We start from the raw sequence: 23049 nt of genomic DNA on the forward strand, positions 1-23049 counted from the left end.
GTCGGGCCAGAGCCTCCCAAGCGTGATAATCGGCTGCATGCACATTCGCTTTACCAAGATGCAAGGCGCGGGCAACGATTTTGTCGTGCTCGACGAGACGCAAGCCCGCCTGGGACTGAACACGGCCCAATACCGTTTTCTGGCCGACCGCCACTTTGGCGTGGGGGCCGACCAGATCCTGTCCGTTCGGCCATCGCCGGCGCCGGGCCTGGACTTTGAATATGTGATCCACAACGCCGATGGCGGCGAGGTGGAGCATTGCGGCAATGGGGCCCGCTGCTTTGTGCGCTTTGTGCGCGACAAGGGCCTGACCGACAAAAGCACCGTGCGCGTGAAAGTGCAAAAAGGCGAGATCGAGCTGCGCTTGAACCCTGACGGCCGCGTGACGGTGGACATGGGCACGCCGGTATTCGACTGGGCGGTTGTGCCTTTCAATCCGATGGGCCTCATCAGCGATCAGGTCAACGCTTGGCCGGTGTTTGACTTGGATTTAGGCGCACTGGGCCTGGCTCGCGTGGCTGTGGTGTCCATGGGCAACCCGCACGCGGTGCAGCGCGTGGACAACGTGGACACTTTCCCGGTGCTGGTCCAGGGCCCGCTGATCGAAAATCATCCGGCTTTCCCCAACCGGGTGAATGCGGGCTTCATGCAAATCGTCTCGCGCAGCCAAATCAAATTGCGCGTGTTCGAGCGGGGTGCGGGCGAGACGCTGGCTTGCGGCACGGGTGCGTGTGCGGCGGTGGTGGCCGGCATTCGTCAGGGCTGGCTGGACAGCCGGGTGGACGTGCAGGCCTTGGGCGGCATGCTCACCATCGAATGGGCGGGGCAGGCCGACAGTCCTGTGCTGATGACCGGCCCGGCCACTTCTGTGTTTGAGGGCGAGATCGATGTGCCCGACACCCTTTACTGAATTTCTGGAGCCAAGACATGACCACGCCTGAACCCATGAGCCCGATCACCGAAGACGATATTGCCAATTATTTGGTGAATACGCCTGATTTTTTTGAGCGCCATGCCTCTCTTTTGGCCACAGTGCAACTGACGCACCCGCAAAGCCATCGCGCTGTGGGTTTGCAAGAGCGCCAGGCGCAAATGCTGCGCGACAAGATCAAGGGCCTTGAGCACCGCATCATGGACATGATCCGGCACGGCAATGAAAACATGATCTTGACCGATAAGCTGCACCGCTGGTCTTGCGAATTGTTGGTCACCCCCCACGATCAGTTGGCAGAGTCCGCTGTGTTCAACATCCGCGAGTTGTTTCAAGTCCCCCAGTTGGCTTTGCGCTTGTGGTCTTTGGACGAGGCCCATGCCGCAGCGCCTTATGCCCAAGGCGTGACCGAGGCGGTACAAGCTTTGGCCACTTCTTTGGACACGCCCTACGTGGGGCCAAACTCCGGCTATGAGGCGGTGCAGTGGTTGGACCAGCCCACCCAAGCCGCTTCGGTGGCTTTGCTGGCGCTGCGGGCTGCACCCGGTCAACCGGCTTTTGGTCTGATTGTTCTGGCTTCGCCCGATGCCCAACGCTTTAACAACCAAATGGGTACCGACTTGCTGGAGCGTTTGGCCGAGTTAGCGGGGGCTGCTTTGTCTGTTTTGCGGGCACCCTGACCGGCCATGACGACAGCAGTCCAGGACCCCTTGGTCACGCGCTACTTGGACCATGTCCGTTTTGAAAAGCGCTTGGCCGCAAGAACCTGTGCGCTGTATCAGCTGGATTTAATCCGTCTGGCCGAGATGGCGGTGGCATCCCAAGTGCCTTTGTTGCAGGTGCAAAGCGGTCATGTGCGCCGCTGGGTGGCCCAAATGCACAGCGCCGGCCGCAGCGGGCGGGGCATTGCGCTTATCTTGTCTGGCTGGCGCGGGTTTTATGCATGGTTAGGCCGAGAGGGGTTGATTCCGCAAAACCCGGTGTCCGATGTGCGTGCGCCGCGTGTGACCAAGCCCTTGCCCAAAGCCTTGGGCGTGGACGAAGCCGTGCAACTTGCCGACCATGAAGAGACCAACGACGACCCTTGGCTTGAAGCTCGGGATGCTGCGATGGTCGAATTGCTTTATGGGTGTGGTTTACGCATCGCCGAGTTGACGGGCTTGGATGTGGTGGCCAGCACAGATGCTGTTCGCGCCGGTCGCGGTTGGATTGACCTGCCCAATGCCGAGGTACAGGTGCAAGGCAAGGGCAGCAAACGCCGCAGCGTGCCTTTGGGCCGCACGGCCTTGGAGGCCCTGACCCACTGGTTGGCCGTGCGACCCCAGTTGACCGGCATGCTCACCCATTCAGTGCCCGGCGCATCCAGTTTGGCGTTGGCGCTGTTTCCCGGGCAGCATGGAACAAGGCTCACGCCACGCGCTGTGTCTCAGCGCCTGAAGCGCCGCAGCCTGCTGGCAGGATTGGCTACGCCGGTGCATCCGCACATGCTGCGCCATTCCTTTGCCAGCCATGTGTTGCAGTCGAGTGGCGATCTAAGGGCCGTTCAGGAGCTGCTGGGTCACGCCAACATCAGCACCACGCAGGTGTACACACGACTGGATTTTCAGCATTTGGCTAAAACCTACGACGCAGCGCACCCGCGTGCCAAGCGGAAATGAAACTCTGGCGTTGCCCTCAAGTTTGTCAATCCTCTCTTGAGGCCAAGCCCGTGCGGCTGAACCCAGGCTTGAAATCATCGCTAAACTCCCCAACTCTTGTTGTCTTGTCTCCTACCGGAACCGCTCAATGTCCTTGATCCCCACCACCATCCTGACCGGCTTTTTGGGCTCGGGTAAAACCACTTTGCTCAAGCGCGTGTTGACCGAGGCCCATGGCCAAAAGATAGCGGTGATTGAAAACGAGTTTGGTGAAGAAAACATCGACAACGACATCTTGGTGTCAGACACCAACGAACAAATCATTCAAATGAGCAATGGTTGCATTTGCTGCACCATCCGCGAAGACCTGCGCGTCACCCTGCAGTTGTTGGCGGCCAAGCGTCGCAAGGGCTTGCTCAGCTTTGACCGCATCGTCATCGAGACCACTGGCTTGGCCGACCCTGGGCCGGTGGCGCAGACCTTCTTCATGGACGATGAAATTGCCGAGACGTTTTTGCTCGACTCCATTTTGACCCTGGTGGATGCCAAGCACGCTGCCCAGCAATTGAACGACCGCCAAGAAGCACGGCGTCAGGTGGGGTTTGCCGACCAGATTTTCATCAGCAAGGCCGATTTGGTCTCCCCTCAAGAATTGGACGCTTTACAGCATCGCCTGAAACACATGAATCCGCGTGCGCCCCAAAAAGTGGTGCACTTTGGCGAAGTGGCCTTGTCGGAGGTGTTTGACCTCAAGGGCTTCAACCTGAACGCCAAGCTGGACATCGATCCTGACTTTTTGAAAGACGATGCCCACGGGCACGGCCATGACCATGAGCACGGGGATCACTGCGACCATCCTTCGCACCAGCATGGTGCGGCGCAGGGCCACGACCACGAGCACGGTGAGCATTGCGATCACCCATCGCACCAACAGACCCAAGGCCACCATCACCACCATGATGACGACGTGAAAAGCTTTGTTTTCAAGTCGGAGCGTGCGTTTGACCCTGCAAAGTTAGAGGACTTTCTGGGTGCCATCGTGAACATTTATGGTCCGCGCATGCTCCGATACAAAGGCATCTTGAACATGCAAGGGACCGAGCGCAAAGTGATTTTCCAGGGTGTTCACCAACTCATGGGCAGCGATTTAGGACCCATGTGGGCTGCAGGTGAGGTCAAAATGAGCAAGATGGTGTTCATCGGGATTGACTTGCCCAAAGATATTTTGATGCAAGGACTTGAGCAAAGTTTGGTGTGAAGCGTTTGCTCTTGGCATTGGGCGAGGTCGTTCTTTTTTCACCAAAATCGCTTTAATCGTTTGGCGTCAGATTTTTTACCGTTCTAGTCGCTACAATCGCCCCGCCTACAACAGTGCCTTTGGGGACTGTTTTCAGCCGAATCCGCGATGAATCCATGGGTTCGAGATCAGAACGAACAGGGTTCCTTCGGCGCGTGCGGTGTGCGTGCTGTTTGAGAGCTGCCTTTTTACACGGCTAGGAGACAAGACGTGACGACCCCCAAAAAAGCACCTGCCAAAGCAGCCCCTAAAGCTGCAAAGACAGCAGTGACTGCCCAGAAAAAAACTTCGGCAGTGAAGCCTTCTGTTGTAGCCAAGCCCTTGCCAAAAGCCAAATCTGTGGCTCCGGTCAAAGCAGCCAAACCCGCGCCTGCAAAAGCCAAACCCGCGCCTGCAAAAGCCAAATCTGTCAAAGCGGCGCCCGGCAAAGCCAAAACAGTTGGAGCTTCTCTTGCTCAACCCAAGCCAAAGACCAGTCCTTCCTCCAAGCCTGCTGTCAAAGCCAAGTCACCACCTGCCAAATCGGTGCCAAGTCCTGCAAAGTCCGCCAAATCGCCGTCCACGATAGCCAAAACTGTTGCAGTCAAGTCTTCTGTGTCCAAGCCAAGCGCTGTCAAAGAGCCCTCGAAAAAGTCTTTGCCAGCCCCTCAAGTGAAACCCATGACCGTTCAAACCAGCGGGGCTGTTGAAGCCTCCATTGCAACTATTCCGGCCGCGCCAGTGGCGTCAGATCAGCCTGTGCGTGCTGCCCGCCCGTCCGCCAGGTTGGCGCAAATCACGGTTCCCTCATTGCCGCCAGCCGTTGCGTCCACTGCCGCCAAGTCGAGTTTTTTGCCGAGTTCAGCGCCCCCCATTCAAAGTGTTCCTTTTGCACCGATCAAAAAAGACCCTAAGCTTGCTAACAATTGGAAATCCAAAAAATTCGATGTCCTGACCGATGCGGAAATCTTGGCCATGCCTGATGACGTGTACATGAACGACACGCAGTTGGCCTATTTCCGGCGCAAGCTCAGCATCCTCAAGCAAGACATCCTGAACAGTGCTGGCGCGACCACAGAGCACCTGCGTGAGGACACCGTGGTGGTGCCCGACCCTGCTGATCGCGCCACGATCGAGGAAGAACATGCTTTGGAGCTTCGCACCCGTGATCGCGAGCGCAAGTTGCTCAAGAAAATTGAACAATCGATCCAACGCATCGACGCTGGCGACTACGGATTTTGTGATGAAACAGGCGAAGCCATTGGCGTAGGTCGCTTGTTGGCCCGCCCCACGGCCACCTTGTCTTTGGAAGCACAGCAACGCCGTGAGTTGAAGCAAAAAATGTTTGGTGATTGAACAGATGTCCAACCGGGCGCCCCGATCAGCCAAGCCTTTCAAAACCCCTTCATTGGGGTTTTTTTACGACTGCATGCCTCATATTATTAAAAGCGTCAGATGACTTGCATCAAATGACTTTGTTATTTTTCGGTTTTTATTCCTTGAGACCTTACTTTCATAGCCTCTTGTAAGTGCCTAATTTACAAGGAAATTTAGGCTTTCAATGGTTTCGATTTCGTCGCTAAGCCCTTGATTTCATTGAAAAAAAACGATCTTCGCTGCTTGAGTTGGTGAGAAATCCTGATACAGTGCAAAAAAGTGCAATTAAGTGGGGAAAAGTGTCTTCGCTGGTGCATTGCAACTGAAAAAGGTCGTAGCTGTGTTTCAAGGGGCTTCATCGCTGAGTCTGGATGCCAAAGGGCGGTTGTCTGTGCCGACCCGGCACCGTGACGTCTTGAGCGCCACTGCACAAGGCCAGTTGACCATCACCAAACACCCGCATGGTTGCTTGATGGTCTTTCCCCGCCCTGAATGGGAAAAGTTTCGCGAACGCATCGCGGCATTGCCCATGTCAGCCCAGTGGTGGAAGCGCATCTTTTTGGGCAATGCCATGGATGTGGAGATGGATGGCACGGGCCGTGTACTGATCTCGCCCGAATTGCGACAGGCTGCTGGCATCTCCAAAGACACCATGCTTCTGGGTATGGGCAACCACTTTGAGTTGTGGGACAAAGTCGCTTACGACGCACAAGAGGCGCAGGCCATGCAGGGTGAAATGCCCGATGTGTTCAAAGACTTTTCCTTTTGAGCGCCATGACCGACAGCGTATTGACCCACACCACAGTTCTCTTGAATGAGGCTGTGGACGAGCTGCTGCAGGCTTCTGCTGGAGCCGATGGTGTCTATGTGGATGCGACATTTGGCCGTGGCGGACATTCACGTCTGATTTTGTCGCGACTCTCGGCGCAGGGTCGATTGCAAGCTTTTGACAAAGACCTGGAGGCGATTGCCGAGGCTGCGTTGATTGCAGACAGCCGGTTTTCCATCCGTCACGAAGGGTTTTCAAACTTGGGTGAACTGCCTCTTGGCAGTGTGGATGGTGTGCTGATGGACTTGGGCATCAGCTCCCCTCAAATTGACAGCCCCGAGAGGGGTTTTTCTTTTCGTTTTGACGGCCCACTCGACATGCGCATGGACACCACGCGCGGACAAAGTGTGGCCGATTGGTTGGCCACTGCAGAGGTGGATCAAATCACGGAGGTGATACGTGACTATGGCGAAGAACGGTTTGCTTTTCAGATTGCAAAGGCGCTTGTGGCTCGCCGACAAGAACGGGGCCCAATTTCAAGCACCACCGATTTGGCCCAGCTCGTGGCTGACACGGTCAAAACCCGCGAGCCGGGCCAGAACCCTGCAACGCGGACATTTCAGGCTTTTCGGATTTTCATCAACGCAGAGCTTGCGGAGCTTGAACAAGCGCTAGAAGCCAGCTTGCAGGTCATGGCGCCGGGCGCGCGGCTGGTGGTCATCAGTTTTCATTCGCTCGAAGACCGCATCGTCAAGCAGTTCATGGCCAAGCATGCCAAAGAAGTGGTGGACCGGCGCGTGCCCTTTGCCGAGCCGGTCAAAATGCGTTTGAAGCTGTGCGGTCGGATTCGCCCCAGTGAGGCGGAGGTCCGCGGCAACCCCCGTTCGCGCAGCGCCATCATGCGCATGGCACAGCGCACCGAGGTGCCCGCATGATGCGCCTGAGCATGCTCTTGCTGATCGCCACGGTGGGCAGTGCCTTGTGGCTGGTGCACAGCCATTACGAGTCCAGGCGCCTGTTCATGGCGCTGGAGTTGGCGCGCAAAGAGAGCCAGCGGATTGAAGTGGACCTTGACCGGATGGAAGTTGAGCGACGAGCCCAAACCACGCCTTTGCGTGTGGAGAAAATCGCACGCCAGCAATTGCAAATGCGCAATGTTTCACCAGCCATCACCCAATACGTGACCACAACGGGTGCAGCCAACACGACCGTACCCGTGAAAACATCCAGCGCTCTTGCTGATGGTGGAGCAACTCGATGAACCGCGGTCGCAGCGTGCAGTTGAGCTCCAGCCCTTTGCTGGCCAGCAAGACGCCAGTTTGGCGCAGCAAATTGATCGTGGGCTTGATGGCTTTGGGATTCACGGGCTTGGTCGGCCGTGCGGCGCATGTTCAAGTGATTGACAATGACTTTTTCATTCGGCAGGGTGAAGTGCGTTTTGCCCGAACCTTGACTTTGCCCCCTAACCGTGGCCGCGTACTTGACCGTAATGGTGTGTTGTTGGCTTCCAGTGTCCCTGCCCCCAGCATTTGGGCCAATCCGGAAGACTTGGAGCGTGACCCACTCAAACTGCGCCAATTGGCCAAGTTGCTGGAAATGGCCCCCGCCGAACTGGAAGCCAAGCTCAAGAACGAAGAGAAAACCTTTGTGTGGCTGCGCCGCCAGATGGACGAGTCGGTGGTCAAAGAAATTCGTGCTCTCAACATCAAAGGTGTGTATGACATCAAAGAGTACAAACGACTCTATCCTGAGGGTGAGGCTGCAGCGCACATCGTGGGCTTTACCAACGTCGAAGACAAAGGCCAAGAAGGCGTTGAGCTGATCTTTCAAAAGCAGTTGGCGGGTCAAGCGGGTTCTAGGCGCGTGATCAAGGACCGCTTGGGCCGCGTGGTCGAGGCGGTGGGCGAGACTGTTCAGCCCGTAGATGGCCAAGACCTGCAGTTGAGCATTGACAGCAAGGTTCAGTTTTATGCCTACCAGACCCTGCGTGATGCCGTGGCGCAGCACAAGGCCAAGGCGGGCAGTGTGGTGGTGCTGGACGCGCAAACCGGTGAAATCTTGGCTTTGGCCAACTACCCCAGCTATTCGCCTGACAAGCGCGGCAACCTGACGGGCGAGCAGTTGCGCAATCGGGCGTTGACCGACAGCTTTGAGCCTGGCTCGACCATGAAGCCCTTCACCGTGGCCTTGGCGCTGCAGCAAGGGCTGGTCAAGCCCGAAACACCGATTCAGACCGCTCCGGGCAAGATCACCATCACCGGTTCCACCATCAGCGATGTGCACGCTTATGGGGTGCTGACGGTCAACGAGGTCATCCAAAAGTCCAGCAACGTGGGCACGGTGAAGATGGCCATGCAATTGCAGCCCCGTGAAATGTGGGAGATGTTTGCAGACCTGGGTTTTGGCCAAAAGCCTCAGTTGCCCTTTCCAGGTGTGGTCAGCGGTCGGCTGCGCCCTTACAAGACCTGGCGTCCGGTCGAGCAAGCCACCATGAGCTACGGCTACGGTGTCTCCAGCAGTTTGTTTCAAGTGGCCCGTGCTTACACCGTCTTTGCCCGCGATGGCGAAATCGTGCCCGCGACGCTGATGAAAACCAACCAACCGGTGGTGGGCACGCGCGTGTTCAGTCCCGAGCATGCCATTGCGATGCGCAAGATGCTGCAAATGGCGTCAGGCCCCGGCGGTACCGGTCAAAAGGCCCAGACCATGGGTTATTCGGTGGGTGGAAAGTCAGGGACTGCGCGCAAGCAAGAGGGAAAAGGCTACGCCAGCAAAAAATACAGGGGATTTTTTGTCGGCATTGCGCCGATTGACCAGCCACGCATCGTGGTGGCGGTGATGATCGATGAACCGTCCAATGGGGTGTATTACGGCGGCGCCGTGGCTGCGCCCGTGTTCAGCCAGACGGTGCAGCAAACATTGCGTTTGATGGGCGTGCAGCCTGACATGGCCGTCAAGCCACAAATTGTGGCCAAAGCCGTCGAGGAGTCGTTCTGATGCAGACCTTGCACAGCGCCTCACAAGCCGCCTCTTGGTTGCGCACCCGTGTGACCGGTGCACTTCGTACTGACAGCCGCCAGGTCCAGCAAGGTGATGCTTTCATCGCTTGGCCCGGCGCAGCGACCGATGGGCGTCGATTTTTGGCGCAAGCTTTGGCGCAGGGGGCCAGTGCCTGCCTGATGGAAGAAGAGGGCTATGCGCCTTGGTTGACCTCTTTGCAGGACGAAGTCAGCACCGACAAACTCGCCTGCATGCCCCAGCTCAAAACCCAAACAGGTTGGGTGGCTGACGCTTACTATGAGCAGCCCAGCCAAGCTTTGCAGGTGTTGGCGGTCACGGGCACCAACGGTAAAACGTCGACCGCTTGGTGGTTGGCGCAGGCTTTGTCCTCGCCCGTGTTGGCACAGTCTTGCGCTGTCATCGGTACGCTGGGTGTGGGGCGCGTTCCCCATTTGGTGTCGACCGGCATGACCACTCCCGATCCGGTGTTGGTGCAGCAAGAGTTCCGTGCTATGGCCGATGCCGGCGTGACCCATTGCGCCATCGAGGCTTCGTCCATTGGTTTGGCCGAAGACCGACTCAATGGCACGCAGATCCGCGTGGCGGTGTTCACAAACTTCACGCAAGACCATTTGGACTACCACGCGGACATGGGGCAGTACTGGTCTGCCAAAGCGGCGCTTTTCAGCTGGCCTGGATTGCAGGCTGCGGTCATCAACACCGACGATGCACAAGGCGCACTTTTGGCCAGCCAGTTGCAGGGCGGCCCTTTGGATGTATGGACATGCTCCAGAAAAGGTGCTGCACGCTTGAAAGCCCGTGCTTTGCCAAGCACTGAGGGTTTGGTGTTTGACGTGATCGAAGGCGATGCGGTGCAGCCACTTCGCACCGATTTAATCGGTGAATACAACATCGACAATTTGTTGGGCGTGATCGGCAGCTTGCGTGCTTTGGGATTTGATTTGGTGCAGGCCGTGCAGGCGTGTTCGCACTTGAGTGCAGTGCCTGGCCGCATGCAAAGGGTTCGGATCGACCCATCGCCTTCGGAGCAAGCTGCAGGCTTGCCCCTTGCGGTGGTCGATTACGCACACACGCCCGATGCCATCGTTCATGCCTTGGCAGCGCTCAGGTCGCAGGCCCTTTTGCGCGGCGGCCATTTGTGGTGCGTGCTGGGTTGTGGTGGTGACCGAGATGCCTACAAGCGCCCCTTGATGGCGGCTGCAGCAGAGGCGTCTGCCGATCGCGTGATGTTGACCAGCGACAACCCTCGCTCTGAATCACCTGAAGCGATTTTGGCGGCCATGGTCGCAGGGCTCAAGCGCCCAAGTCAAGCCTTAGTCCAAGCTGACCGTTCCTTGGCGATTGCCCAAATACTGGCTCAGGCGGCGCCACAAGACGTGGTGTTGGTGGCCGGTAAAGGTCACGAGACCGAACAAGAAATCATGGGCGTGCGCCATCCATTTTCCGATGTGGTGCATGTTCGCAAGGCCCTGCAGCAGCGCATGGCGCAATTTCAGGGGGTCAACGCATGAGCGCGGTTCATACCCCCATGAACTTGAAACTTGAATCGGCTTTGGCCTGGCTGAGCCAAGCGCGCGGCGTGAAGCTGCAATCTGTGGTGGCTGATCGGGTACACACCGACAGCCGCAGCTTGCGTTCGGGCGATGTGTTCGTGGCTTTGCGCGGCGAGCGGTTTGATGGCAACCAGTTCATCGCCCAAGCCAAGGCACAAGGCGCAGTGGCCGTGCTGTGTGAGGCCTCTGGTGAAGCCGAGGCTGCTGCCCAGGGATTGCCTGCGTTGGTGGTGCCTGACGCCCGCTTGGCCTTGGGAGAGTTGGCGGCGGGTTGGCGCGCGCAGTTTGATCTGCCTTTGATTGCTGTGACCGGCAGCAATGGCAAAACCACCGTGACCCAAATGATCGCGGCCATTTTGCGTGCGCATGTGGGTGTCGATGCCTTGTCAACGCAGGGTAACTTGAACAACGACATTGGCGTGCCCTTGACCTTGCTCAATTTGCGCGCTCACCACCGCATGGCGGTGGTGGAGTTGGGCATGAACCATCCAGGCGAAATCGCTTATTTGGCCCAGCTGACCCAACCCACCGTAGCCCTGGTCAACAACGCACAGCGTGAACACCAAGAATTCATGGGCACCGTTGAGGCCGTGGCACTTGAAAACGGTGCAGTCTTGCTGTCTTTGCCCAGCCAAGGCGTGGCGGTCTACCCTGCGGACGAAACGCATACCCCCGTTTGGCAGTCCCAATCGGCTTCTCGTCCACAACACACGTTTGCCATGGGACATGGCGATGGCGTTGCCGATGTGCGGGCGGCTGTGGTGGTCTGGCAATCGGGTGCTTGGCAATTCACACTCAAAACTCCAGTGGGCACAGCCCCTGTCCGCTTGCATATCGCTGGTCGACACAATGTCAAAAATGCCTTGGCCGCCAGTGCTTGCGCCTTGGCTGCAGGCGTGCCGCTGGTGGCGGTGGCTCAGGGTTTACAAGCCTTTGAGCCGGTCAAGGGTCGGTCGCGTGCTTTATTGGTGCACACCTCAGCAGGCGAAATGACTTTGGTTGACGACACCTACAACGCCAACCCCGATTCGGTGCGTGCGGCCATTGATGTGTTGACCGAATTGCCTTCGCCACGCCTCTTGGTCTTGGGCGACATGGGCGAGGTCGGTGATCAAGGACCGGCATTCCATGCCGAAGTGGGCGCCTATGCGGCGGAGTGCGGAATTGAGGCTTTTTACACCTTGGGTGACTTGTGCCAGCACGCGGGTCAGGCTTATGGGTCAGCGCAACACTTTGACAACATGGACAGCCTGTTGGCGGCCGTTGCCAAGCATGCGGCGCACTTTCAGAGCATGGTCGTCAAAGGGTCTCGCTTCATGAAGATGGAGCGTGTGGTCGAGGCGGTGCAAGCCTTGGACTTGTCGAACAGCTCACAGCAAAACAATAAAAAAGGGGAGGCTCATGCTGCTTAGTTTGGCCCAATGGCTGCAAAGTTTATCGCCTGAGTGGGGCTTTTTGCGGGTTTTCCAATACATCACGTTTCGTGCTGTGATGGCAGCGATGACCGCCTTGCTGATTGGACTGGCTGCTGGGCCATGGGTGATTCGGCGTTTGACCTCACTCAAGATCGGCCAACCCATCCGCGGCTATGGCATGGCATCGCATTTGGCCAAAAGCGGCACGCCCACCATGGGCGGTGTGTTGATTTTGATGTCCATCGCCATTTCGACGCTGTTGTGGTTTGATTTGTCCAACCGCTTTGTGTGGATTGTGCTCATCGTCACCTTGGGTTTTGGCGCAATTGGCTGGGTCGATGACTGGCGCAAAGTGGTCAACAAAGACCCCGAAGGCATGCGCTCGCGTGAAAAATATTTCTGGCAATCGGTGGTTGGTCTGCTGGCGGCCCTGTACCTGGTGTTCAGCATTTCTGAAAGTTCTAATGCACGGGTGATGGATCTGTTTGTGCAATGGGTTCTGTCTGGATTTGATGTGAACCTGCCGCCCAAAGCGGGCTTGCAGGTGCCCTTCTTCAAGGAAATCAACTACCCCTTGGGTGTGCTGGGCTTCGTGGTCTTGACTTATCTGGTGATCGTTGGCTCGAGCAATGCTGTCAATTTGACCGATGGCTTGGATGGCCTCGCCATCATGCCGGTGGTGATGGTGGGTTCGGCCTTGGGTGTTTTTGCTTACGTGACAGGGAGCTCTGTTTTTTCCAAGTACTTGTTCTTTCCACATATCCCCGGATCAGGTGAACTTTTGATCTTTTGCGCCGCCATGGCAGGAGCTGGTCTGGCCTTTTTGTGGTTCAACACCCATCCTGCCCAAGTTTTCATGGGGGATGTGGGGGCCTTGGCATTGGGCGCCGCCTTGGGCACCATCGCCGTGATCGTGCGCCAAGAAATTGTGTTGGCGATCATGGGTGGCATCTTTGTGGTCGAGGCCTTGTCGGTGATGGCACAGGTGACTTACTTCAAGTACACCAAGAAAAAATATGGCGAGGGTCGTCGCATCTTGAAGATGGCCCCTTTGCACCACCATTTCGAAAAGAGTGGCTGGAAAGAAACGCAAGTCGTCGTGCGCTTCTGGATCATCACCATGCTCTTGTGTTTGGTCGGCCTGTCGACCCTGAAGCTGAGATAAGCCATGCAGCTCCAAGGCCAACACGTTCTGATTCTCGGTTTGGGTACATCCGGCTTGGCGATGGCCCGCTGGTGCGCCCGCGCCGGAGCCGAAGTGTCTGTGGCCGACACCCGTGATGCACCGCCCCAGTTGGCGGCATTGCAGGCCGAGTGGCCATCGGTGCGCTTTATGGCGGGACCCTTCTCAGCTGACTTGGTCCAAGGCACGTCGGTGCGCGCCGTGTTTCGCAGTCCCGGTTTGGCGCCCGATGTGGTCGCGCCGGTGGTGAATGCCGCGCAAGCCATGGGCTTGTGGCAGGGCGTTGAACTGACGTTGTTTGCGGTTGCATTGAGCGACTTGTACACACGATTTGCTTACAAGCCCCAAGTGTTGGCGATCACGGGTACCAATGGCAAAACGACAGTGACCGCACTGACCGGTCAATTGGTGGCGCGTGCAGGCAAGTCGGTGCAGGTGGCGGGCAACATTGGCCCCACACTGCTGGACACTTTGACCCAAGCTTTGGCTCGGGCGCAAGCCCAAATTGACGTTCCGGCCGAATCAGAGACGCCAACCAAAGCAGACTCAGAATCAGCAGAAGCTGATTTTCCAACAGCGGCCACATCGACTGAAGCCGAGCCCGAGGTCACCAAGCGGCACCCTTTGGCGGCAGCCCTTCCAGAAGTGTGGGTCTTGGAATTGTCCAGCTTCCAGTTGGACAGCTGCGAGGGCTTTGAGCCCACAGCTGCCACGGTGCTCAATGTGTCACAAGACCATTTGGACTGGCATGGCGACATGTCTGTCTATGCGGCGGCCAAAGCCCGTATTTTTGGTGAACAAACCCTGATGGTGCTCAACCGCGAAGAGCCCCTGGTCATGGCCATGCGGCCAGCGCCTGTTCGAGTCAAATTGCAAAAGCCCATAGAGCGCGAATGCCTCCTGTTTGGTGGTGACATGCCGCAGCGACCCGGTGATTTCGGCATCGAAGTGGCCAACGGCATGACGTGGCTGGTGCGTGCACTCGAGGCCGATGAAACGCATCGCCGTCGCAAGGACCAAGAAGACGATTTGCACATCCAACGCTTGATCCCTGCCGATGCCTTGCGCATCCGGGGTCGGCACAACGCGGTCAATGCGCTGGCGGCGCTGGCCTTGGCCAGCAGCGCAGGTTGTGCTTTGGGCCCCATGTTGTACGGTTTGCGCGAATACCGGGGTGAGCCCCATCGGGTGGAGCCGGTGGCCATCATCGATGGCGTCGAATTTTTTGACGACAGCAAGGGCACCAACGTGGGCGCCACTGCGGCCGCCCTCAAAGGTTTGGGCACTGATCGCCGTATCGTGGCCATCTTGGGTGGGGAGGGCAAGGGTCAAGACTTCTCGCCCTTGGCCGAGCCCATCTCACGCTTTGCCCGTGCCGTCGTGCTGATCGGCCGCGATGCCCCGCTGATCCGAGCTGCACTGCAAGACAGCGCAGCCCCACTGCACGATGCCGCCGACATGGCCTCAGCCGTCACCTTGGCTGCCGAGTTGGCCCAAAGCGGTGATGCGGTGTTGATGTCCCCCGCTTGCGCCAGCTTCGACATGTTTGACCACTATGTGCACCGGGCTGAGGTGTTTGTTCAAGCTGTCAGCGAATTGGCGGATGCCGCCGGTGTCGCCATGGAGGGCGGGCTGTGAGCGAAGTCATGTCTTTCACCCAGCGGCTGCAAGCCAGTGTTTCACGCACGGGCAGGGTGTTGACGGGCGGCGCTTGGGGTGGTCAGGCGGCGTCTCAGCAGGGGTTACCAGTCAATCTGGGTGACTACGACATGGCCGGCCATTCACGGGGCCAAGGCTCTCGCATGATGGGTGTTGACCAAAGCCTGGTTTGGGTGGTCGTGGCCTTGGTGTTGTGGGGCATGGTGATGGTGTATTCGGCCTCGATTGCGATGCCTGACAACCCGCGCTTTTCACGCTATGCCCACACACACTTTTTGATTCGCCATGTCATGGCCATCACGGTCGGTTGCGTCATGGCTTTGCTGGCTTTCCAAGTGCCCATGGAAACTTGGGAAAAAATGGCCAGACCGCTGTTTGTGTTGTCCTTGATCTTGTTGGCCTTGGTGTTGTTGCCCTTTATTGGCAAAGGCGTCAACGGCGCACGGCGCTGGATCTCTTTTGGCGTGATGAATTTTCAGCCCTCAGAGTTGGCCAAGTTGGCGACCATCATTTATGCCGCCAATTACATGGTGCGCAAAATGGAAGTGAAGGAAAACTTCTTCAAGGCCGTCTGGCCCATGGGCGCAGCGGTCGGTTTAGCAGGTGTGTTTTTGTTGGCGGAACCCGATATGGGCGCCTTCTTGGTCATTGCGACGATTGCCATGGGCATTTTGTTTTTGGGCGGCGTCAATGCGCGGATGTTTTTCCTGATCTTGGGTGTTTTGATCTTGGCATTTGTCGTCATGATCGCCGAGTCTCCGTGGCGCCGCGAGCGTATTTTTGCTTACCTAGACCCCTTCAGTGCCGAGCACGCCTTGGGCAAAGGCTATCAGTTGACACACTCATTGATCGCGATTGGCCGTGGCGAAGTGTGGGGCGTGGGTTTGGGCGGCAGCGTCGAAAAACTGCACTGGTTGCCCGAGGCGCATACCGATTTCTTGCTGGCCGTGATTGGCGAAGAGTTTGGCCTGATCGGCGTGTCCTTGGTGATCTTCATGTTCCTCTGGCTCAGCCGCAGAATCATGGTGATCGGGCGTCAGGCGATTGCCCTTGAGAAAGTGTTCTCAGGTTTGGTGGCGCAAGGCGTGGGCATTTGGATCGGCTTTCAGGCCTTCATCAACATGGGCGTGAACTTGGGTGCATTGCCCACCAAGGGCTTGACTTTGCCTTTCATGAGTTACGGCGGATCCGCCCTCATGATGAACCTGATTGCTGTCGCTGTGGTGTTGCGCATTGATGCCGAAAACAAACAAATGATGCGTGGAGGCCGATCATGACCACCCAGCAAAAAACAGCGCTGGTCATGGCCGGGGGCACAGGCGGCCATATTTTCCCGGGCTTGGCGGTGGCTGAAGCGCTGCGCGAGGCGGGCTGGCAAGTTCACTGGTTAGGAGCCCCCAACAGCATGGAGCACGACTTGGTGCCAGCACGTGGCTTTGCGTTCGAACCCGTGGCTTTTGGCGGTGTGCGTGGCAAAGGCATTCAGACCTTGGCTTTGTTGCCATTGCGCTTGTTGCGTGCATTTTGGCAAAGTCTGCAGGTGGTGCGGCGCGTCCAACCTGATGTGGTGTTGGGCTTGGGTGGCTACATCAGCTTCCCGGGGGGCATGATGGCCAGCCTGTGGGGCAAGCCCTTGGTTTTACACGAGCAAAATTCGGTCCCTGGTTTGGCCAACAAGATCTTGTCGCAGCTGGCAGATCGGGTATTCACGGCCTTCCCCGGGGTGTTCAAAACCGGACAGTGGGTGGGCAATCCCTTGCGACGCGCTTTCACCGCGCAAGCCTCGCCCGCAGAACGTTTTGCAGGTCGTACCGGACCGCTGCGCTTGCTGGTGGTGGGTGGCAGTTTGGGGGCCAAAGCCTTGAACGACTTCGTGCCGCAAGCCTTGGCCTTGATGAGCGCCGACAAGCGCCCCGTGGTCATTCACCAAAGTGGCGCCAAACAAATCGATGCACTGCGCAGCAACTACCAAGCTGCTGGCGTTGAGGCTGAATTGACCCCTTTCATCGACGACACGGCCAGCGCTTTTGCGCAGGCCGATGTGGTCATTTGCCGCGCTGGTGCCAGCACCGTGACCGAGCTGGCCGCAGTGGGTGCGGCCGCCTTGTTTGTGCCTTTCCCTTTTGCGGTGGACGATCACCAAACCACCAATGCCCAGTTCTTGGTGGCCGCAGGGGGCGGATGGCTCACGCCACAAGCCGAATTGAACGCGCAGGGCTTGGCCGATTGGTTGAGCAGCCTCGACAGAGCTCAGCTGTTGGCGGTCGCAGACAAGGCCAGTGCGCAGAAAAAAATTCAGGCAACCCGGGAGATCTTGATGGCCTGTGAGGAGTTGGCAGCATGAAACACGCCATCCGGAAAATTCACTTCATTGGTGTCGGCGGCTCGGGCATGAGCGGCATCGCCGAGGTCTTGCTCAATTTGGGCTACGAAATATCGGGCTCAGACTTGTCAGACAGCGCCACTTTGCGCCGATTGGCCGCGCTCGGCATCGATACCCATGTGGGCCACAGTGCTGAACATGTGAAAGATGCCGATGCAGTGGTGACTTCCACTGCCGTCAAGTCAGACAACCCCGAAGTGCTGGCAGCTCGCGCACGCCACATCCCGATCGTGCCGCGCGCGGTGATGTTGGCCGAGCTCATGCGCATGAAGCAAGGCGTGGCCATCGCCGGTACCCATGGCAAGACCACCACCACCAGTTTGGTGGCCAGTGTTTTGGCTGAGGCCGGTTTGGACCCGACTTTTGTGATCGGCGGGAGGCTCAATAGTGCCGGAGCCAACGCCAAATTGGGCACCGGTGATTACATCGTGGTTGAGGCCGACGAGTCCGACGCCTCGTTTTTGAATTTGCTGCCAGTGATGGCGGTGGTGACCAACATCGATGCCGACCACATGGAAACTTATGGCCATGATCTGGCCAAACTCAAAGGCGCTTTTGTCGAGTTTTTGCACCGGATGCCCTTTTACGGCACGGCGATCGTGTGTTCAGACGATCCAGGTGTGCAGTCCATTGTTGAGCGCATCGCTCGGCCCGTGACCACTTATGGTCTGCACGAAGGTGCGCAAGTGCGGGCCGTTAATGTGAAAGCCGACAACGGGCAAATGCATTTCACGGTGCAACGTCGCAACGGCGTCACGCTGCCTGACTTGCCCATCGTATTGAATTTGCCTGGCGAACACAATGTGCTCAATGCCTTGGCAGCCATCTCGGTGGCAGTGGAGTTGGGTGTTCAGGACGCGGCTGTGCAAAACGCATTGGCCCAATTCAAGGGTGTGGGCAGACGTTTCCAGCGTTATGGTGAGGTGGCCACTGCCGATGGCGCAGGCCGTTTCACGGTCATTGATGATTACGGTCACCACCCTGTGGAGATGGCGGCCACCTTGGCGGCAGCGCGCGGCGCGTTTCCAGGCCGTCGTTTGGTCTTGGCATTCCAGCCACACCGTTACAGCCGCACACGCGATTGCTTTGAAGACTTTGTCAAAGTCATCAGCCAAGGCTGTGACAGTGTGTTGTTGTCCGAGGTCTATGCCGCAGGTGAGGCCCCGATCGTGGCGGCAGATGGCCGCTCATTGGCGCGTGCCTTGCGTGTGGCGGGCAAGCTGGAACCCGTGTTTGTTGACCAAATCGCCGACATGCCACGCATGGTGATGGGCAACGCACGCGATGGCGATGTGCTCATTTGCATGGGTGCTGGCTCCATTGGTGCCACGCCAGCACAAGTGGTGGCTTTGGCCGGTTTGGTGGCCACTCAGGAGGCTTCGGTATGACCGGTACAAGTCTGCCATCCTGTGCACATTTGGGCAAAGTGGCGGTGCTGATGGGCGGGCGTTCAGCTGAGCGTGAGGTGTCCCTCATGTCGGGCCAGGGCGTGCTCAAAGCGCTGTTGGACAGCGGTGTCGATGCCCATGCCTTTGACCCTGCACAGCGCGACTTGACGGCTTTGAAGCAAGAAAGCTTTGACCGCTGCTTTATCGCCTTGCATGGCCGATTTGGTGAAGACGGCACCGTACAAGGTGCCTTGGAGTTGATGGGCATCCCTTACACCGGATCGGGCGTCATGGCGTCCAGCATGGCCATGGACAAGGTGATGACCAAGCGTGTCTGGCAAGCCGAAGGCCTGCCCACACCGCGCCACGTATTGGTGCATCCATCTCAGATCGACACCGTCTCGAGGGAAGCTCTGATTGCGGCCTTGGGCTTGCCCATGATCGTCAAGCCAGCCCAAGAAGGTTCATCCATCGGCGTGAGCAAGGTCACCCAAGCAGCCGATTTGACCGCAGCATTGCAAGCCGCTGCCGTTTGCAACAGCGATATTTTGTGTGAGCAATGCATCGTAGGGGACGAGGTGACTTGCCCAGTATTGGGCGATGGCGATCATGCCCAGGCCTTGCCCATGATCCGTATCGTCGCGCCAGACGGCAACTACGACTACCAAAACAAATATTTCACAGACGACACACAGTATCTGGTGCCCTGCGGATTGCCCGAGTCAGAGACGGCAGCCATCGACGCATTGGTCATCAAGGCCTACCAAGTTTTGGGCTGCAGGGGCTGGGGTCGCATCGACGTGATGATCGACGCTGCCACGCGCCAGCCTTATTTGCTGGAAATCAACACATCGCCAGGCATGACGGGCCACTCCTTGGTGCCCATGTCAGCGCGTGCGGCAGGCATGTCTTACGAGGCTTTGTGCTGCCATTTATTGGCCCATGCCGGCCTGGACTACAAAGGGGCTGCCAAGTGAGCACAAGCCTGCCTTTGCCCACCGATGTTCGGCTCATGAACCTTGCGGCAGGTTTGCTGTCGCTGGTATTCGTGGTGCTGGTTTTGGGCGGCGGGGCTTGGTGGGTGCTGCGTCATCCAAAATTTGCCATTCAATCGATCACTGTGCAGGGCGAGGTGGTTCGCAGCCACGCAGCGAGTTTTCGCAACCATGTGGTGCCGCAATTGAGTGGCAATTTTTTCACCCTCAATTTGGCGCAAGCGCAGCAAGCGTTTCAGTCGGTGCCCTGGGTGCGCGAGGCGGTGGTGCACCGCGTTTTCCCTGGACAACTGCGTTCGGTGGTGGTGGAGCATCAGCCAATGGCGACTTGGGGTGAAGAGGGCGGCAACTTCATGGTCAATGAGCAGGGCCAAGTGTTTGAGGCGCCTGTGGAAGACGTGGACATTGAGAAACTGCCGCGCATGCAAGGACCTGAGGGTACATCTCTGTTGGTCACGCGCATGTACCGGGTCATGACGCCTTTGTTTGAAACCCTGGACTTCAGACTTGAAAAAATCGAATTGACGGCCCGTGGCAGTTGGCGGGTTTGGACCGAAAGCGGCGCACTCGTGGAGTTGGGGCGGGGTACGGAAGCTGAGTTGATGCAACGGGTGGATTTGCTCTTGAGGACATTGCCCCAAGTCACGGGCCGGTACAACCGGACACCCATGGCTTTGATGGGCGCCGACCTCAGGCACAAAGATGGTTATGCCTTGCGTTTGCGGGGTGTGAGCACGTTGGCTGAGAACGACAAAAACGGTCTTGATGGGTCAAGACGATGACATTAAACGGAAACGGTGGTTGACATGGCAAAAGAGTACAAAGATCTGGTCATTGGCTTGGACATTGGCACCTCCAAGGTCATGGCGGTGGTGGCCGAGGTCATGCCTGATGGTCAACTCAAGATCGCAGGTCTTGGGATTGCGCCTGGCAATGGCCTCAAGCGGGGCGTGGTGGTCAACATCGACGCCACAGTTCAAAGCATTCAGCAGGCCTTGAAGGAAGCCGAGTTGATGGCCGATTGCAAGATCACCCGAGTCAATTGCGGCATCACTGGCAGCCATATTCGCGGTATCAATTCCAGCGGCATGGTGGCCATCAAGGACAAAGAGGTGACCCAAGCCGACTTGGCGCGCGTGATGGAGACGGCGCGTGCCATCAACATCTCCAGCGATCAACGTTTGCTGTTGGTCGCACCCCAGGAGTTCGTGATCGACGGTCAAGAAGTCAAAGAGCCGATCGGCATGAGTGGCATGCGCCTGGAGGCCAAAGTGCACATCGTGACCGGTGCCCAAAGTGCGGCAGAAAACATCATCAAGTGTGTCCGCCGCTGCGGCCTCGAAGTGGACCAACTGCTGCTCAACCCACAATCGTCCAGCTTGGCTGTGTTGTCCGAAGACGAGCGTGAACTGGGCGTAGTGTGCGTCGACATCGGTGCGGGTACGACAGATGTCGCGATTTTCGCCAACGGCTCCATTCGCCATACGGCGGTGATTCCGATTGCGGGCGACTTGATCACCAGCGACATCGCCATGGCTTTGCGAACGCCCACCAAAGATGCCGAAGACATCAAAGTCGAGAGCGGTTATGCCAAGCAAATGTTGGCGGATCCCAATGCGCAGGTCGAGGTGCCAGGCTTGGGTGACCGGGGCCCTCGCATGCTCAGCCGCCAGGCATTGGCCGGGGTCATCGAGCCACGCATTGAAGAGATTTTCTCACTCGTGCATCAAGTGATCCGTGAATCGGGCTACGAAGAGGTCTTGTCTTCGGGCATTGTTCTGACCGGTGGCAGCGCGGTGATGCCCGGCATGATTGAGTTGGGCGAAGACATTTTCCTCAAACCCGTGCGCAGGGGCCTGCCCAAATATTCGGGTGGGTTGGCCGACATGGTCAGCCAACCCCGTGCGGCCACAGTGATGGGCTTGCTAGAAGAGGCCCGACTGGCCCGTTTGCGTGGCTACAAAGTGACACAAAAGAAAAGCTCTGTGAACAACGCTTTCGGGCGTTTCAAAGACTTCATCGTGGGGACCTTCTGATGCGCTGGGTCCTCGCATTCACCATTCGTGGCAGCCCTCTTTGGTCCAGGCCTTGTCGATGTTGACAAGCCTTTGACCCCTCATCCATTGATTTCAAAAAAACGTTTACAAATTCCGGCAACTGCAGATATTTAGGAGAGCACCATGACCATTGAAATGATCCAAACCGAAGAATTCAACCAAGGCACCCAGATCAAGGTGATCGGCGTGGGCGGCGGCGGCGGCAATGCTGTTGAGCACATGATCGTGAGCGAGGTCCAAGGCGTTGAGTTCATTTGCGCCAACACCGACGCTCAAGCGTTGGCACGCAGCGCTGCACACCGCTTTGTGCAACTGGGTCAAACCGGTCTGGGCGCTGGCAGCAAGCCCGACAAAGGCCGCGAAGCCGCTGAAGCTGCTGAGGCGGAAATTCGTTCCGCCATCGAAGGCGCGCACATGTTGTTCATCACCGCCGGCATGGGCGGTGGCACCGGCACCGGCGCCGCCCCCGTGATTGCCAAGATCGCCAAAGACATGGGCATTCTGACGGTGGGTGTGGTGACCAAGCCCTTCGACTTCGAAGGCAAGCGCCGCATGACCAATGCCGACGAAGGCATGCGAGAACTGGAAGCCAATGTGGATTCCTTGATCGTGGTGTTGAACGAAAAACTGCTGGAGTTGCCCGGCGGTGAAGACATGACGCAAGACGAGGCTTTCTCGCACGCCAACGATGTGCTGAAAAACGCCGTCGGCGGCATTGCAGAAATCATCAATGTACCCGGCCATGTGAACGTCGACTTTGAGGACGTGCGCACTGTGATGGGCGAGCCCGGCAAAGCCATGATGGGTACGGCAGCGGCAAGCGGCCCAGACCGCGCCCGCATTGCGGCAGAACAAGCCGTGGCTTGTCCTTTGTTGGAAGGTGTGGACCTGAAAGGTGCACGCGGCGTTTTGGTGTTGATCAGCGCGGCCAAGGGCTCTTTGAAATTGTCCGAGTCCAAGCAAGCCATGAACACCATCCGCGACTGCGCTTCCGAAGAAGCCCACGTCATCTACGGCACGGCTTACGACGAAAGCTTGGGTGACCAGATCCGCGTGACTGTGGTCGCCACCGGTTTGGCCAAGGCCGGCACTGTGCGTCCGGAACTCAAGGTGCTGCGCACCGGTACCGACAACGTGCCTTTCATGATGGGTGGGCAAGATGCGGTGTCTGCGCCTTTGAACTCGGCAGCCAGCTTGGGCGCCAGCGGCATGAACACACCGGCCATCTGGCGCAGCAACCGCACCCACGCGGCTGCGCGAGTAGACGGTATGGCCAATGCCGGTATGGACGACATCGAGATCCCAGCCTTTTTGCGCAAACAAGCCGACTGATCTTCACATACTTGGTTACATCGCCTTAAAGGCCAGGCGGGCAGCAATGCCCTTCTGGCCTTTAAAATTGGCG

Annotated in this window: 22 protein-coding genes; 20 read left to right on the plus strand and 2 right to left on the minus strand. The window is 57.8% G+C overall.

What is annotated here, in order from left to right:
- Nucleotides 1-37: 37 nt before the first annotated feature.
- The 4 genes from dapF (at nucleotide 38) to Q1M54_RS01540 (ending at nucleotide 3826) form a co-directional block, all read left to right on the plus strand.
- Nucleotides 38-910, plus strand: coding sequence for a diaminopimelate epimerase (dapF, locus tag Q1M54_RS01525; RefSeq protein ID WP_300552926.1), 873 nt, complete (start codon nucleotides 38-40; stop codon nucleotides 908-910).
- Between the two features lie 17 nt (nucleotides 911-927).
- Nucleotides 928-1611, plus strand: coding sequence for a DUF484 family protein (locus Q1M54_RS01530; protein WP_300552929.1), 684 nt, complete (start codon nucleotides 928-930; stop codon nucleotides 1609-1611).
- Between the two features lie 6 nt (nucleotides 1612-1617).
- The gene (locus Q1M54_RS01535) at nucleotides 1618-2589 is read left to right on the plus strand and encodes a tyrosine recombinase XerC (protein WP_300552932.1); all 972 of its coding nucleotides are present in this window, start codon (nucleotides 1618-1620) and stop codon (nucleotides 2587-2589) included.
- Nucleotides 2590-2716: 127 nt separating this feature from the next.
- Nucleotides 2717-3826, plus strand: a complete 1110-nt coding sequence (locus tag Q1M54_RS01540; protein ID WP_300552935.1) for a GTP-binding protein — start codon at nucleotides 2717-2719, stop codon at nucleotides 3824-3826.
- Nucleotides 3827-4053: 227 nt separating this feature from the next.
- Here Q1M54_RS01540 and Q1M54_RS01545 read toward each other — a convergent pair whose 3' ends face one another.
- Both Q1M54_RS01545 and Q1M54_RS01550 read right to left on the minus strand, forming a co-directional pair.
- Nucleotides 4054-4299 carry a hypothetical protein gene (locus tag Q1M54_RS01545; protein ID WP_300552938.1) on the minus strand — a complete coding sequence of 82 codons (246 nt, stop codon included), beginning with the start codon at nucleotides 4297-4299 and terminating at the stop codon, nucleotides 4054-4056.
- A gap of 21 nt (nucleotides 4300-4320) precedes the next feature.
- On the minus strand, nucleotides 4321-4452 hold the full coding sequence (locus tag Q1M54_RS01550; protein ID WP_300552941.1) for a hypothetical protein: 132 nt from the start codon (nucleotides 4450-4452) through the stop codon (nucleotides 4321-4323).
- A 73-nt stretch (nucleotides 4453-4525) separates the two neighbouring features.
- Here Q1M54_RS01550 and dksA point away from each other — a divergent pair, with 73 nt between their 5' ends.
- The 16 genes from dksA (at nucleotide 4526) to ftsZ (ending at nucleotide 22976) form a co-directional block, all read left to right on the plus strand.
- Nucleotides 4526-5200: an RNA polymerase-binding protein DksA gene (gene dksA / locus Q1M54_RS01555; RefSeq protein WP_366146237.1), complete on the plus strand. Its 675-nt coding sequence runs from the start codon at nucleotides 4526-4528 to the stop codon at nucleotides 5198-5200.
- Between the two features lie 361 nt (nucleotides 5201-5561).
- On the plus strand, nucleotides 5562-5990 hold the full coding sequence (mraZ, locus tag Q1M54_RS01560; RefSeq protein ID WP_300553428.1) for a division/cell wall cluster transcriptional repressor MraZ: 429 nt from the start codon (nucleotides 5562-5564) through the stop codon (nucleotides 5988-5990).
- A gap of 5 nt (nucleotides 5991-5995) precedes the next feature.
- The gene (gene rsmH, locus Q1M54_RS01565) at nucleotides 5996-6925 is read left to right on the plus strand and encodes a 16S rRNA (cytosine(1402)-N(4))-methyltransferase RsmH (protein ID WP_300552947.1); all 930 of its coding nucleotides are present in this window, start codon (nucleotides 5996-5998) and stop codon (nucleotides 6923-6925) included.
- On the plus strand, nucleotides 6922-7251 hold the full coding sequence (gene ftsL / locus Q1M54_RS01570; RefSeq protein ID WP_300552950.1) for a cell division protein FtsL: 330 nt from the start codon (nucleotides 6922-6924) through the stop codon (nucleotides 7249-7251). Before rsmH ends, ftsL begins: the two co-directional genes overlap by 4 nt.
- Entirely contained in the window at nucleotides 7248-8987 is a 1740-nt protein-coding gene (locus Q1M54_RS01575) for a penicillin-binding protein 2 (RefSeq protein WP_300552953.1), read from the plus strand. Before ftsL ends, Q1M54_RS01575 begins: the two co-directional genes overlap by 4 nt.
- Complete coding sequence (locus Q1M54_RS01580) at nucleotides 8987-10522, plus strand: UDP-N-acetylmuramoyl-L-alanyl-D-glutamate--2,6-diaminopimelate ligase (RefSeq protein WP_300552955.1); 1536 nt, start codon at nucleotides 8987-8989, stop codon at nucleotides 10520-10522. Before Q1M54_RS01575 ends, Q1M54_RS01580 begins: the two co-directional genes overlap by 1 nt.
- Nucleotides 10519-11976, plus strand: coding sequence for a UDP-N-acetylmuramoyl-tripeptide--D-alanyl-D-alanine ligase (gene murF / locus Q1M54_RS01585; protein ID WP_300552958.1), 1458 nt, complete (start codon nucleotides 10519-10521; stop codon nucleotides 11974-11976). The genes Q1M54_RS01580 and murF overlap by 4 nt, the downstream gene beginning before the upstream one ends.
- Nucleotides 11966-13144: a phospho-N-acetylmuramoyl-pentapeptide-transferase gene (gene mraY / locus Q1M54_RS01590; protein ID WP_300552961.1), complete on the plus strand. Its 1179-nt coding sequence runs from the start codon at nucleotides 11966-11968 to the stop codon at nucleotides 13142-13144. Before murF ends, mraY begins: the two co-directional genes overlap by 11 nt.
- Nucleotides 13145-13147: 3 nt before the next feature.
- Nucleotides 13148-14800, plus strand: coding sequence for a UDP-N-acetylmuramoyl-L-alanine--D-glutamate ligase (gene murD / locus Q1M54_RS01595; RefSeq protein WP_300552965.1), 1653 nt, complete (start codon nucleotides 13148-13150; stop codon nucleotides 14798-14800).
- Nucleotides 14801-14808: 8 nt separating this feature from the next.
- Nucleotides 14809-16098 (plus strand): putative lipid II flippase FtsW, encoded by a 1290-nt coding sequence (gene ftsW, locus Q1M54_RS01600; RefSeq protein WP_300552969.1) that lies wholly within the window; start codon nucleotides 14809-14811, stop codon nucleotides 16096-16098.
- Complete coding sequence (gene murG, locus Q1M54_RS01605) at nucleotides 16095-17165, plus strand: undecaprenyldiphospho-muramoylpentapeptide beta-N-acetylglucosaminyltransferase (protein ID WP_300552971.1); 1071 nt, start codon at nucleotides 16095-16097, stop codon at nucleotides 17163-17165. The genes ftsW and murG overlap by 4 nt, the downstream gene beginning before the upstream one ends.
- On the plus strand, nucleotides 17162-18592 hold the full coding sequence (gene murC, locus Q1M54_RS01610; protein ID WP_300552974.1) for a UDP-N-acetylmuramate--L-alanine ligase: 1431 nt from the start codon (nucleotides 17162-17164) through the stop codon (nucleotides 18590-18592). The genes murG and murC overlap by 4 nt, the downstream gene beginning before the upstream one ends.
- The gene (locus tag Q1M54_RS01615; RefSeq protein WP_300552976.1) at nucleotides 18589-19569 is read left to right on the plus strand and encodes a D-alanine--D-alanine ligase; all 981 of its coding nucleotides are present in this window, start codon (nucleotides 18589-18591) and stop codon (nucleotides 19567-19569) included. Before murC ends, Q1M54_RS01615 begins: the two co-directional genes overlap by 4 nt.
- Entirely contained in the window at nucleotides 19566-20369 is an 804-nt protein-coding gene (locus tag Q1M54_RS01620) for a cell division protein FtsQ/DivIB (protein ID WP_300552979.1), read from the plus strand. The genes Q1M54_RS01615 and Q1M54_RS01620 overlap by 4 nt, the downstream gene beginning before the upstream one ends.
- Nucleotides 20370-20393: 24 nt before the next feature.
- Nucleotides 20394-21623 (plus strand): cell division protein FtsA, encoded by a 1230-nt coding sequence (gene ftsA / locus Q1M54_RS01625; protein ID WP_019426610.1) that lies wholly within the window; start codon nucleotides 20394-20396, stop codon nucleotides 21621-21623.
- Nucleotides 21624-21767: 144 nt separating this feature from the next.
- Nucleotides 21768-22976 carry a cell division protein FtsZ gene (gene ftsZ, locus Q1M54_RS01630; protein WP_300552982.1) on the plus strand — a complete coding sequence of 403 codons (1209 nt, stop codon included), beginning with the start codon at nucleotides 21768-21770 and terminating at the stop codon, nucleotides 22974-22976.
- Nucleotides 22977-23049: the final 73 nt, after the last annotated feature.

Origin of the sequence: Limnohabitans sp. Rim8 (assembly GCF_943326455.1) — a bacterium.
In the GTDB taxonomy this organism is placed as follows: Bacteria; Pseudomonadota; Gammaproteobacteria; order Burkholderiales; family Burkholderiaceae_C; genus Limnohabitans_A.